General features: G+C 67.6%; 11 protein-coding genes. 7 read left to right on the top strand and 4 right to left on the bottom strand.

Annotated elements, in window-relative coordinates:
- Positions 1 to 159 precede the first annotated feature (159 nt).
- From D3H34_RS05945 to D3H34_RS05930, 4 genes are all read right to left on the bottom strand, one after another.
- On the bottom strand, positions 160 to 930 hold the full coding sequence (locus tag D3H34_RS05945; protein WP_119552500.1) for an SDR family oxidoreductase: 771 nt from the start codon (positions 928 to 930) through the stop codon (positions 160 to 162).
- A 92-nt stretch (positions 931 to 1,022) separates the two neighbouring features.
- Positions 1,023 to 1,940, bottom strand: coding sequence for a pseudouridine synthase (locus D3H34_RS05940; RefSeq protein WP_119552499.1), 918 nt, complete (start codon positions 1,938 to 1,940; stop codon positions 1,023 to 1,025).
- Positions 1,937 to 3,262, bottom strand: a complete 1,326-nt coding sequence (locus tag D3H34_RS05935) for a leucine-rich repeat-containing protein kinase family protein (protein ID WP_119552498.1) — start codon at positions 3,260 to 3,262, stop codon at positions 1,937 to 1,939. The genes D3H34_RS05940 and D3H34_RS05935 overlap by 4 nt, the downstream gene beginning before the upstream one ends.
- Positions 3,263 to 3,374: 112 nt before the next feature.
- Positions 3,375 to 4,433 (bottom strand): MBL fold metallo-hydrolase, encoded by a 1,059-nt coding sequence (locus tag D3H34_RS05930; protein WP_119552497.1) that lies wholly within the window; start codon positions 4,431 to 4,433, stop codon positions 3,375 to 3,377.
- A 94-nt stretch (positions 4,434 to 4,527) separates the two neighbouring features.
- On the opposite strand from D3H34_RS05930, the gene D3H34_RS05925 reads away from it, so the two are divergent.
- The 7 genes from D3H34_RS05925 to iaaH all read left to right on the top strand — a co-directional run bounded on the left by D3H34_RS05925 (position 4,528) and on the right by iaaH (position 12,972).
- On the top strand, positions 4,528 to 4,968 hold the full coding sequence (locus tag D3H34_RS05925) for a MerR family transcriptional regulator (protein WP_119552521.1): 441 nt from the start codon (positions 4,528 to 4,530) through the stop codon (positions 4,966 to 4,968).
- A gap of 6 nt (positions 4,969 to 4,974) precedes the next feature.
- Entirely contained in the window at positions 4,975 to 5,682 is a 708-nt protein-coding gene (can, locus tag D3H34_RS05920; protein WP_119552496.1) for a carbonate dehydratase, read from the top strand.
- 31 nt (positions 5,683 to 5,713) lie between these two features.
- A complete protein-coding gene (gene aceK / locus D3H34_RS05915) occupies positions 5,714 to 7,534 on the top strand; it encodes a bifunctional isocitrate dehydrogenase kinase/phosphatase (protein WP_119552495.1) in 1,821 nt (606 codons plus the stop codon).
- 74 nt (positions 7,535 to 7,608) lie between these two features.
- Positions 7,609 to 8,793 carry an acetyl-CoA C-acyltransferase gene (locus D3H34_RS05910; RefSeq protein WP_119552494.1) on the top strand — a complete coding sequence of 395 codons (1,185 nt, stop codon included), beginning with the start codon at positions 7,609 to 7,611 and terminating at the stop codon, positions 8,791 to 8,793.
- Positions 8,794 to 8,886: 93 nt separating this feature from the next.
- Positions 8,887 to 10,134, top strand: a complete 1,248-nt coding sequence (locus tag D3H34_RS05905) for a glutamate carboxypeptidase (protein WP_119552493.1) — start codon at positions 8,887 to 8,889, stop codon at positions 10,132 to 10,134.
- A gap of 40 nt (positions 10,135 to 10,174) precedes the next feature.
- Entirely contained in the window at positions 10,175 to 11,305 is a 1,131-nt protein-coding gene (locus D3H34_RS05900; protein WP_119552492.1) for an acyl-CoA dehydrogenase family protein, read from the top strand.
- Positions 11,306 to 11,451: 146 nt separating this feature from the next.
- The gene (gene iaaH / locus D3H34_RS05895) at positions 11,452 to 12,972 is read left to right on the top strand and encodes an indoleacetamide hydrolase (protein ID WP_119552491.1); all 1,521 of its coding nucleotides are present in this window, start codon (positions 11,452 to 11,454) and stop codon (positions 12,970 to 12,972) included.
- Positions 12,973 to 12,986: the final 14 nt, after the last annotated feature.

Below are 12,986 nucleotides of genomic sequence, written 5' to 3'. Positions count from 1 at the left end.
AATGCGAGCACCGCAGGTTGCCCGCAGCGAAGCGGAGGGACGCAGACAGCAGGGTCGCCTTTCTTTTGCCTACGTTTCTTTGGCGAAGCAAAGAAAAGTAGGTCGGCCGCCGGGCCGAGACCCGGCCCCGGAACTCAACCGCCCCCGAGAGCCCAAAACTCAACGAGCGTGCGTAACCCCGCCGTCCACCACGAGCGTCGAACCCATCACGTAGTCGCCCGCGCGCGAGGCTAGATAGATAGCCGCCCCAGCCATATCTTCGGGAGTGCCGATACGTCCAGCAGGAATCCGCCCCTTCACCTCATCCCCGTGATCCCGCGCATCCTTGTTCATATCCGAAGCAAACGCCCCAGGCGCAATCGCACTGACCACGATCCGGTCCTGCGCCAGTCGCAGCGCCATCCGCCGCGTCAGCTGGATCAACCCCGCCTTGCTGGCAGCGTAGGAATACGTCTCCTGCGGATTCACAGAGATCCCGTCAATAGAAGCAATGTTGATCACCTTCGACAGACGATCCGTCGCAGCCTTCTTGAGCATCGGCGTCAGCGCCTTGGTGAGGAAGAACGGCGTCTTCAGGTTCAGGTCGACCACCTTGTCCCAGCCGCTCTCGGGAAACTCGTCATAAGGCGCCCCCCAGGCCGCCCCCGCGTTGTTGACCAGGATGTCCAGCGACCCTTCATGCTTCGCATAGGCATCGACCAGCGCCTGCGCGCCTTCGACAGTCGACACGTCCGCCGGCAACGACACGCAATGCCCGAAAGCCGACAGCTCCTTCGCCGTCTGATCGCAGGCCGCGGCCTTGCGCGCCGAGATGTACACGCGTGCGCCCTGGGCCAGGAAGCCCTCGGCGATCATGCGGCCGATGCCGCGTGAGCCGCCGGTGATCAAGGCGCTGCGGCCCTTCAGCGAGAAGAGTTGGGTGGTGTCCATGTGCGGTTGTCTCCTGAGTGGTGGAAGAGGGAAGGGAAGGCGAATTCCCGTCAGGAGAAAGCTTAGTGCGCGATCCGCCCGCGCTGCGTCACCTAGGCGGCAGGCAGGGCCAGCCGGCGGGGGCTCTCGAAGGTGCGAAGGGCGCCGCTCAGCGGGTCGACGAACGACAGCGACCGGGCCAGCAGCTGCAGGGGCTTGTCGAAGTCGTCATTCCCCGCGGGCAGCAGCGTGGGATAGAACGGGTCGTTCACGATCGGCAGGCCCAGTGCCAGGCAATGCACGCGCAGCTGGTGCTTGCGGCCGGTGACGGGCGAGAGCTCCAGCAGGGCGTGGCCGTCGCGGGCCTCCCGCAGCACGATGCGGGTCTCGGCGTTCGGCTCGCCGGGCGCTTCGCGCATGCGCATGAAGTGTTCGTCGTCCTCCAGCCGGCTGCGGTAGACGGCGGGCACGGACGACACGCCCTCGTGCCACGGCACGACGGCCTCGTAGTGCTTGTCGATGCGCCGCTCGGGGAACATTGCCTGGTAGAGGCCGCGCGTCTCGCGGCGCACCGAGAACAGCACCAGCCCGGAGGTGTTGCGGTCGATGCGGTGCAGCGGCACGAGGTCGTCCAGGCCGAGCTTGCGTTTCAGGCGCACCAGCAGGCTTTGCTGCACGTACTTGCCGGTGGGCGTGACGGGCACGAAGGGCGGCTTGTCGACCACCACGAGGTCGTCGTCCTGGTGCAGCACCAGTTCCTCGAAAGGGATGGGTGTCTCGGCGTCGAGCGCGCGGTAGTAGTACACGCGCAGCGGCGACTCATAGCGCCGCGTGGCGGTGATGGGGACGCCGTGCTCGTCGCACACGTCGTTCGCTTCAATGCGCGAGAGCCAGGCCTCGCGCGAGATGGCGGGGAAGCGTTCGACGAGGAAGTCGGCGATGGTCGGCCAATGGCCGTACGGCAGCGCGACGCAGCTCGGGCTCACGCCGTCGCGCGTGGGCATGGGAACGGGGAAGCGGGGGCTCGTCATGGCGCGGATGCGTCCAGCACCGACAGCACCTCGGCGAACGAGGGCCGTGCCGCCACCTCGGGCTGCAGGCAGCGCGCCGCGAGTGCGGTCAGAAGGGGCGAGGGCGATGCGACCGCATCGTCGCAGCGTTCGGCCAACTCCTCGAGCAGGCAACCGAAGGCACGCATTTCCACGCCCTGCAGGGCTTTCGCCTGTGCGGGGTCGAGCTCGGCGGTCATCCAGGCCGCGCCGAAGTCGCCGAGCCGTCCGCCGTCCTGCGGGTGCCACAGGATGTTGTGGGCATACAGGTCGCCGTGCAGCAGGCCGCGCGCATGCAGGTGCGCCATGGCCGCTGCGATGTCGCGTGCGATGCGCAGGGCTGTGGCCGTGGACCAGCGCGCGTCGTCGGTGTAGACGTCGCGGGTGCACGACGCCAGGCTCGGCGGCCCGGCCAGGGTGCGGAACGACGGTGGCACCAGTGCCATCACCAAGCCCTCGGTGCCATCGGGATGGCCGTCGATGCGGCTCTGCGCGGCGATCAGCGTCGGGTGCGCGCCGGCCGCGATGCAGGCCGCCATCTCGCTGTGCGGCCAGCCGTCGCTGGTGACGGCGCCCTTGAACAGCTTGACGGCCACGGGCAACACGGCGCTTTCGGATGTGGCCAGCGTGGCGCGGTGGATCACGCCCGAAGCGCCTTCACCGAGCTTCGGGCCGAGGGTCAGGTCGCGCCAGTCGACGTGCGGCACGGTGGGCGCGTCGATGGCTGCGTCTTCGGCCTGCGTGTCGAAGGGATTGCCCGCGCAGGCCAGCCAGGCCAGGCGCGGCAGGGTGTGCAGCCAGTCGGGCAACGCCTCGAAACGGTTGGCCGACAGGCGCAGCAGCTCGAGCTGCCGGCAGCGGGCCACCGACGGCGGCAGGGCGCGCAGGCGGTTGCCGGCCAGCATCAGCTTCTGCATGCGGATGCAGTCGCCGAGCGTGTCGGGCAACACTTCGATGGCGTTGTCGGTCAGGATCAGCCAGCGCAGCGAGGGCGGCAGCGCGTCGGCCGGCACGTGGGCGATGCGGTTGGCCTTGAAGCCCACGATGTCGAGGTTGCGGCACTGGCCGATGGACGCCGGCAGCTTGGTGAAGCGGTTGTCGGAGCAGAACAGCACGCGCAGCTGGTGCAGCCGGCCGAGGTCGTCGGGCAGCGCGCTGAGCGCATTGCCCGTGAGGTTCAGTGTTTCGAGGGTGTCGGCGAGCGCGAAGATCTCGCGCGGGAACTCGGTGAGTCCGCACGAGAGGTCCAGTCGTCGTGCGCCGGCCAGCCGGCCGGCGCGCAGCTCAGCCAGCGTGTTCGACATTGTCATGTCCGGGAGTCTATGCGGCCGCCGCCGGGCCGCCCCAAGGCGAGCCGCGCCTCCCCCTCGGGGGGTGGAGTTACGCGCAGCGAAGCGAAGTGAAAAGCCGGGGGGCTCAGGCTGCGCCGAAGCGGTAGATGCCGTCGGCATCGAGCGTGCGCTTCACCTGGCCCGAGAACCACAGCAGGTGCAGGTGGGCCACCGTCTCGCCCATCGCGAAGGTGATCTGGTGCAGGTCGAGTTCGCGCTTGAAGAGGATCGGCAGCCCTTCCGACGCCGTGATCGGGCGCGCAAGGCAGGCTTCGAGCAGCTCGGCCAGGCGGTCGCGGTGGTGCTCCTGCAGCTGGTCGACGCGGCGGTGAATGCCGGTGAAGGGCTTGCCGTGCGAGGGCAGGCCCAGCGTGTCGGCCGGCAGGGCCTTGAACTTGTCGATGCTGTCCAGGAACAGGCGCAGCGAATTGGCTTCAGGCTCGCCCGCATGCACGCTCACGTTGGTCGAGATGCGCGGCAGCATCATGTCGCCGCCCAGCAGCAGCTTCGGCTCGTCGCAGTGCAGCGCGATGTGCTCGGGCGCGTGGCCGTAGCCGCTGATGCAGCGCCACTTGCGCCCGCCGATGGTGACGATGTCGCAGTCCATCATGCGCACGTAGCGTTCGGGCACCGCGGGCACCATGTTGGTGTAGTAGCTGGTGCGCGCGCGGATCTTGGCGATGGACTCGGGGTTGGTCAGCCCGTGCGAGGCGAAGAAGTCGGCCGCCGCATCGCCACCCGCGAGGGTGTCGCCGGCGGTGCACAGCACGCGCGCCACGTGGTAGTCGGTGGCGCTGATCCACAGCGGCGCGTTCCAGCGCTTGCACAGCCAGTCGGCCAGGCCGATGTGGTCAGGGTGCATGTGGGTCACGATCACGCGCAGGATCGGCAGGCCCTGCAGCTGGGTCTCGAAGATCTGCTCCCACTGCGCGCGGGCTTCGTCGTGCGCGATGCAGCAGTCGACCACGGTCCAGCCCTCGACGCCGTTGAAGGTGTCGCGCAGCAGCCAGAGGTTGATGTGGTCCAGCGCAAAGGGCAGCCGCATGCGGATCCAGCGCACGCCGGGCGCGACTTCCAGTGCTTCGCCGGCGGCGGGCAGGGTGTCGCCCAGGGGGTAATGGAGTTCGCGTTCGAGGAGGTTCATGTATGATTGACGTTTACGTAAACGTCATGGGTTGAGGCTTCATTGTAGAGAATGCGCCGCCAACCTGCTGTCGCCCCCGCAACCCTTGCCGCCCATGCCCGCGCAGACCTTCACCATCAGCCAGCTCGCGAAGGAGTTCGACCTCACGACGCGCGCCATCCGCTTCTATGAAGACATGGGCCTGCTGTCACCGGCGCGGGCCGGGCTGCAGCGCGTGTACAGCGCGCGCGACCGGGCGCGGCTCACGCTCACGCTGCGCGCCAAGCGCCTGGGCCTGACGCTGGTCGAGGCCAAGGACATCCTGGACATGTACGACAGCCCGCGCGACACCGTGCCGCAGCTGGAGAAATTCCTCGGCGTGCTCGGTGCCCACCGGGCGCAGCTCGAGGCGCAGATGGCCGAATTGCAGGCCAACCTCGCCGAAGTGCGCGAGCACGAGAAAAAGGGCCGCGCCACGTTGGTCAGGGCACACAAGGCTGCCAAGGCCGCCTCGGACGGCGAAAGCACCCCCGACACAACGACTCACCGACAATAGACCACCATGCCCTCCGACAACCTCGACGACCTCTTTGCCCACAACCGTGCCTGGTCCGCCCAGATGGAGCGTGACCGGCCCGGCTTCTTCACCGGCCTTGTCAAGCAGCAGACGCCGCGCTACATGTGGATCGGCTGCTCCGACAGCCGCGTGCCCGCCAACCAGATCACCGGCCTCGAACCCGGTGAGGTGTTCGTGCACCGCAACGTCGCCAACATCGTGGTGCACTCCGACCTCAACGCGCTCTCGGCGATCCAGTTCGCGGTCGAGCACCTGAAGGTCGAGCACATCATGGTGGTCGGCCACTACGGCTGCGCCGGCGTGAAGGCCGCGCTCAACGGCACCCGCATCGGCCTGGCCGACAACTGGATCCGCCACATCCAGGACGTGCGCGACCGCCACCACGTGATGCTCGACAGCCTGCCCGAGGACGTGCGTGCCGACGCGCTGTGCGAACTCAACGTGGCCGAGCAGGTGGTCAACGTGGCCGTCAGCACGGTGATGGTCGACGCCTGGAGCCGTGGCCAGAAGGTCACGATCCACGGCTGGACCTTCGGCGTGCACGACGGCCTGCTGCAGGACCAGGGCCTGAGCGTCGACGGCACCAAGCCGCTCGAACCGCAGTACAAGGCCGTGGTCCAGCGCATCCGCTACAAGTGGAGCACGCCGGCGGCGCTGGCCGGCGACAGCGGCACCGAGACGCCGGCCGCCTGAGCTTCTTCTTTCGTCACCGCCGTTCGCCGTCATGTTCCCGCAGCGCCTCGATTCGCCGCTGGCCTATGACATCGCGAAGGCGATGATCGACGGGTTCAACCGGCACTACCGGTTGTTTCGCGCCGAGTCGGCGCGTGCCAAGCACCGCTTCGAGACCGCCGACTGGCACGGCCAGCAGCGCGCGCAGCGCGAGCGCATCGAGTTCTACGACCTGCGCGTGAACGAGGCGGTGGCCCGCCTTGAGAAGGAGTTCAAGGCCGGCGACCAGCCCATGGAGGTCTGGCACCAGGTCAAGCTGCACTTCATCGGGCTGCTGGTGAACCACCACCAGCCCGAGCTGGCCGAGAGCTTCTTCAACTCGGTCACCACGAAGATCCTGCACCGGGCCTACTTCCAGAACGACTTCATCTTCGTTCGCCCGGCCATCAGCACCGAGTACATCGAGCCGCGCGGCGCGCCCACCTACCGGCCGTACTACCCCACGCACGACACGCTGGCCGACACCATCGAGCAGATGCTCGATGACTTCGCGCTGCTGGGTGGCTACGCCAACAAGCGGCGCGACGCCGAGCGCGTGGCGCACGTCATCCTGAACCGCTTCCACCAGGTCAAGCTGCGCGCCAACTTCCAGCTGCAGGTGCTGTCTGGCTTGTTCTACCGGAACAAGGGGGCGTACGTGGTCGGCAAGATCATGAACGGCTTCACCGAGATTCCGTTCTCGCTGCCGATCCTGCACGACGCCCACGGCAAGTTCTACATCGACGCAGCGCTGTTCGGCGAAGACGACCTGCAGATGCTGTTCAGCTTTGCGCGCGCCTACTTCATGGTCGACATGGAGGTGCCCTCGGCCTGGGTGCAGTTCCTGCGCTCGCTCATGCCGCGCAAGCCGCGCGCCGAGATCTACAACGCGCTGGGCCTGGCCAAGCAGGGCAAGACGCTGTTCTACCGCGACTTTCTTTCGCACCTGAACTACTCGAGCGACCGCTTTCGCATTGCGCCCGGCATCAAGGGCATGGTCATGCTGGTGTTCGACCTGCCGTCGTTCCCGTTCGTGTTCAAGGTCATCAAGGACTACTACCCGCCGCAGAAAGACACCACGCGCGAGCAGATCAAGGGCAAGTACATGCTCGTGAAGCAGCACGACCGCGTGGGTCGCATGGCCGACACGCTCGAGTACAGCAACGTCGGTTTTCCGCTCGACCGCTTCGAGCCCGAGCTCATCGACGAGATCCGCAAATTCGCGCCCAGCCAGCTCGAGATCGGCGACCGCGACGGCAACGGGGAAATGGAGGCCGTGCTCAAGCACGTCTACATCGAGCGCCGCATGATCCCGCTGAACATCTACCTGCAGGAAGCCTTCGACACGCTCGCCCACCCCGAGAGCCCGGCGCAGGCCCGCCGCGCGAAAGACCAGCTGGAGCATGCGGTCGTCGAGTACGGCAATGCGATCAAGGACATGGTGGCCGCCAACATCTTCCCAGGCGACATGCTGTGGAAGAATTTCGGCGTCACGCGCGGCGGCAAGGTCGTGTTTTACGACTACGACGAGATCGAATACGTCACCGACTGCAAGTTCCGCAAGGTCCCCGCGCCGCGCAACGAGGAAGAAGAGATGAGCGGCGAGGTCTGGTACTCGGTCGGCCCGAAGGACGTCTTCCCCGAGACCTTCGAGCCCTTCCTGCTCGGCAACAAGGACGTGCGCGCCGCCTTCATGGCGCATCACGCCGACCTGCTCGACGCCGCCTTCTGGCAGCACCACAAGGAACGCATCCAGGCCGGGCAGATGCTGGACGTGTTCCCGTACGAAGAATCGCAGCGCTTCCAGCACGAAGGGCACGCGACCCATTTTTGAGTTCCCGAGTTTCGATCCGATTGCAGCGGCCGGTGCCGGCCGCTTCCACTTTCACACTTCCGAAGGAGACCTTCATGTCCGAATCCATCGTCATCGTCGGCGCCGCCCGCACCCCCATGGGCAGCTTCCAGAGCGATTTCTCGTCCCTTTCCGCGCATGACCTCGGCGGCGCCGCGATCAAGGCCGCCGTCGAGCGCGCCGGCGTTGCGCCCGAGAGCGTGGGCGAAGTGCTGTTCGGCAACTGCCTGATGGCCGGCCAGGGCCAGGCGCCGGCGCGCCAGGCGGCCTACAAGGGCGGCTTGCCCGACAGCGCGGGCGCCGTCACGCTCAGCAAGATGTGCGGTTCGGCCATGAAGGCCGCGATGCTTGCGCACGACCTGCTGCTGGCCGGCACGCACGACGTCATCGTCGCGGGCGGCATGGAAAGCATGACCAACGCGCCCTACCTCATGCTCAAGGGCCGTGGCGGCTACCGCATGGGCCACGACAAGATCTATGACCACATGATGCTCGACGGCCTCGAAGACGCCTACCAGCCGGGCCGCTCCATGGGCACTTTCGGCGAAGACTGCGCCGCCAAGTACAACTTCACGCGCGAGCAGCAGGACGCCTTCGCGATCGCCAGCGTGCAGCGCGCCAAGGCCGCCACCGAATCCGGCGCCTTCAAGGACGAGATCGCGCCTGTCACCGTGAAGGGCCGTGGCGGCGACACCGTCATCTCCATCGATGAAGGCCCGGGCAAGGTCAAGCTCGACAAGATCCCCACGCTCAAGCCCGCGTTCAAGAAAGAGAACGGCACCATTACCGCCGCATCGAGCTCGTCGATCAACGACGGCGCCGCCGCGCTGGTCATGATGACCGAGTCGCACGCGAAGAAGATCGGCGCCAAGCCGCTGGCGCGCCTTATCGGCCACGCCACGCACGCGCAGCAGCCCGAGTGGTTTTCGACCGCGCCGGTCGGTGCCGTGGAGAAGCTGTTCAAGAAGACCGGCTGGACCGTCAAGGACGTCGACCTCTGGGAAGTGAACGAAGCCTTCGCCGTGGTGCCGATGGCGCTGATGCATGAGCTGGGCGTGTCGCACGACATCGTCAACGTGAACGGCGGCGCCTGCGCGCTGGGCCACCCGATCGGCGCCAGCGGTGCGCGCATCATGGTCACGCTGATCCACGCGCTGAAGGCGCGCGGCAAGAAGCGCGGCGTGGCCACGCTGTGCATCGGCGGCGGTGAAGGCACCGCCGTGGCCATCGAACTGCTATAAGAAGCGGCGCCGGAAGAAGCGCCCGAACCACGGGCGCCGCCGGCCTTTCCCCATTCCCGAACACAGCCATTGCGCGAAGCAGCAGGAGATTTCATGCGTCCATCCATCCACCGTACCGCCCTTGCCGCCTTGCTGGCCACGGCCTTCCTGGCGCCCGCCGCCTGGGCCCAGAAGCGCGACAACGTGCTGTTCCAGGCCGCAACCGACGAGCAGCCTGCGGTGATCAAGACGCTCGAGAAGCTTGTCAACATCGAGACCGGCACCGGTGACGCCGAAGGCATGGCCGCCGCCGGCGCGTACCTCGAAGGCGAGCTGAAGAACCTCGGCTTCACCGTCACGCGCAGCAAGTCGGTGGGCCTCGTGGTCGGCGACAACATCGTCGGCAAGCTCAAGGGCCGCGGCGGCAAGAACCTGCTGCTGATGTCCCACATGGACACCGTCTACCCCAAGGGCACGCTCGCCAAGGCGCCGTTCCGCATCGAGGGCGACAAGGCCTACGGTCCCGGCATCGCCGACGACAAGGGCGGCAACGCCGTCATCCTGCACACGCTCAAGCTGCTGAAGGACTACGGCGTGCGCGACTACGGCACCATCACCGTGCTGTTCAACACCGACGAGGAAAAAGGCTCCTTCGGCTCGCGCGACCTGATCCAGGAAGAAGCCAAGCTGGCCGACTACGTGCTCTCGTTCGAGCCCACCAGCGCGGGCGACGAGAAGATGTCGCTCGGCACTTCGGGCATCGCCTACGTGCAGGTCAACATCACCGGCAAGGCCTCGCATGCAGGCGCCGCCCCCGAACTGGGCGTGAACGCGCTGGTCGAGGCCTCCGACCTCGTGCTGCGCACCATGAGCATCGACGACAAGTCGAAGAACCTGCGCTTCAACTGGACCATCGCCAAGGCGGGCCAGGTGTCGAACATCATCCCGGCCAGCGCCACGCTGAATGCCGACGTGCGCTACGCGCGCAACGAAGACTTCGACGCCGCCATGAAGACGCTCGAAGAAAAGGCACAGCAGAAGAAGCTGCCCGAGGCCGACGTCAAGGTGCTCGTCACGCGCGGCCGTCCGGCCTTCAATGCGGGCGAAGGCGGCAAGAAGCTGGTCGACAAGGCCGTGGGCTTCTACAAGGAAGCCGGCGGCAGCGTGGGCGTGGAAGAGCGCACCGGCGGCGGCACCGACGCAGCCTACGCAGCGCTCTCGGGCAAGCCCGTGATCGAAAGCCTGGGACTGCCGGGCTTCGGCTACCACAGCGACAAGGCCGAGTACGTGGACATCAGCGCCATTCCGCGCCGCCTCTACATGGCCGCCCGCCTCATCATGGATCTGGGCGCCGGCAAGTAAGCCGCGCACGAACCGACAAGAAAGAACTGGAGACACCGCCATGCTGCTCAGCGCAGACCAGGAAGCCATCCGCGACGCCGTGCGCGATTTCGCGCAAGCCGAGCTCTGGCCGAACGCGCCCAAGTGGGACCGCGAACACAGCTTTCCGAAGGATGTGCACCAGGGCCTTGCGGCACTGGGCGCCTACGGCATCTGCGTGCCCGAGGAGCATGGCGGCGCGGGCCTCGACTACCTCACGCTCGCACTCGTGCTTGAAGAAATCGCGGCCGGCGACGGCGGCACCAGCACCGCCATCAGCGTGACCAACTGCCCGGTCAACGCCATCCTCATGCGTTACGGCAACGCGCAGCAGAAGAAAAAGTGGCTCGAGCCGCTGGCCCAGGGCCGGATGCTCGGCGCCTTCTGCCTCACCGAGCCGCAGGCCGGCAGCGATGCATCGAGCCTGCGCACCACCGCGCGCAAGGATGGCGACGGCTACGTGATCGACGGCGTGAAGCAATTCATCACCAGCGGCAAGAACGGCCAGGTGGCCATCGTCATCGCCGTCACCGACAAGGGCGCGGGCAAGCGCGGCATGAGCGCGTTCATCGTGCCGACCGACGCCCCCGGCTACAACGTTGCGCGCCTCGAAGACAAGCTCGGCCAGCACAGCAGCGACACCGCGCAGATCAACTTCGACAGCTGCCGCATCCCGGCCGAGAACCTCATCGGCGCCGAAGGCGAGGGCTACAAGATCGCACTCGGCGCGCTTGAAGGCGGACGCATCGGCATCGCCGCGCAAAGCGTGGGCATGGCCCGCAGCGCCTTCGACGTGGCCGTGGCCTACGCCAAGGAACGCCAGGCCTTCGGTGGCTCGATCTTCGACCAGCAGGCCGTGGGCTTCCGCCTCGCCGAATGCGCCACGCAGCTCGAAGCCGCGCGCCAGCTCATCTGGCACGCCGCCAGCCTGCGCGACGCCGGTCGGCCCTGCCTGAAGGAGGCTGCCATGGCCAAGCTCTTCGCCAGCGAGATGGCCGAGCGCGTATGCAGCGCCGCCATCCAGACGCTGGGCGGCTACGGCTATGTGAACGACTTTCCGCTGGAGCGGATCTACCGCGACGTGCGCGTGTGCCAGATCTACGAAGGCACGTCGGACATCCAGAAGCTGTTGATTCAACGCGCGCTGGCGTGAGCGAACGCAGGGCCCTGCGCTGATCGGCCGGGCACCCCGCGGCCAGGGGGTGAAGGCCGGCAGGGCTGCCGCCTGTCATCGGTTTGGATGACAGACAGCCGCCGTGCGCCGGCGCACCATGGCTGCCTTTTTCGGAGGCCCTTGCCATGACCGTTCAGAAATCCGTTTTCCTGGCCGCGCGGCTGGCTCTGGTGCCACCCGCCGTCGCGCTCGCCCTTTCCGCCCAGGCCCAGCCGGCCGCCCCCGACATCGCGACGCTGACCGCCACGGAAGCCGTGCGGCAGCTGTGCGCAGGCACCGTCACCAGCGAGCAGCTGACGGCGGCCTACGTCGCGCAGGCCAAGGCGAAGTCGAACCTCAACGCGTTCATCACCCTCGACGAAGCCGGCGCGCTGAAGCAGGCGCGCACCGCCGATGCGCAGCGCAGGCGCGGTGGTGCATGCAATCCGCTGGCGGGACTGCCGGTGGCCATCAAGGACAACATCCAGGTACTGGGCCTGCCTGCCACGGCCGGCACGCCCGCGCTCAAGGGCTTCGTGCCGGCCTCCGACGCTCCTGTGGTGGCCAAGCTGCGCGCGGCCGGCGCCGTCGTGCTCGGCAAGACCCACATGCATGAGCTGGCCTTCGGCGTCACCGGCTACAACCCCGCGTTCCAGACCGGCCCCGAGGTGGGCGTGCGCAATGCCTACGACCCGAGCCGTATCGCGGGCGGATCGTCGTCGGGCAACGGCGCGGCACTCGGTGCGCGGATGGTGCCCGCCGCGCTGGGCACCGACACGGGCGGCTCGGTGCGCATTCCCTGCGCGTTCAACGGCTGTGCCTCGCTGCGTCCGTCGGTGGGCCGTTACCCGCAGCAGGGCATCGCGCCGATCTCGCACACCCGAGACACCGCCGGGCCCATGGCCCAGTCGATGGCCGATGTGGCGTTGCTCGACAGCGTCATCGCCGGCGGCGCGCCGCCGAAGCCCGCCGATCTGAAGCGCGTGCGACTGGGTGTGGTGCCGGCCTTCCAGGTCAACCTCGATGCCGACACGCGCGCCGCCACCGATGCAGCGCTCGAGAAGCTGCGCGCGGCCGGCGTCACGCTGGTGAACGTCGAGATGCCGAAGCTCATGGAGCTCAACGGCGCGGTCGGCTTCCCGCTCGCGCTCTACGAGGCGAACGACGACATGGTGGCCTACCTCGCGAAGTACCGAGCGGGCATCGACATCGCGCAGCTCACGGCCGGCATCGCGAGCCCCGATGTCAAGGGCACCTTCGAAGCCTTCGTCATCCCGCGCAAGCTGCCCGCGCCCAGCGGCGTGGTGGATGCGAAGCCGGTCTACGACCACGCGATGCGCGTCGCGCGCCCCGCGCTGCAGAAGCTGTATCGCGACACCTTCACGAAGAACAGGCTCGACGCGCTGGTGTTCCCGACGGTGCCGCGCGTGGCCCTGCCGGCCGCGCCGGAGGCCAGCAGCCCCGAGAACTTCGGCGTGCTCATCCAGAACACCGACCCGGGCAGCAACGCCGGCATTCCGGGCATCCAACTGCCGTCGGGCATCGGCGCGACAACGGGCCTGCCCGTGGGCCTCGAGCTGGATGGCCCCGCCGGCAGCGACCGCAGGTTGCTGGCCGTGGGCCTCGCGGTGGAGAAGGTGCTGGGGCGGTTGCCCGCGCCGAAGTAAGAGGTCGACAGGTA

This window comes from Acidovorax cavernicola (assembly GCF_003581445.1).
The sequence above is the reverse complement of the archived record's forward strand: the minus strand, read 5'-3'. Positions and strand labels throughout refer to the sequence as shown.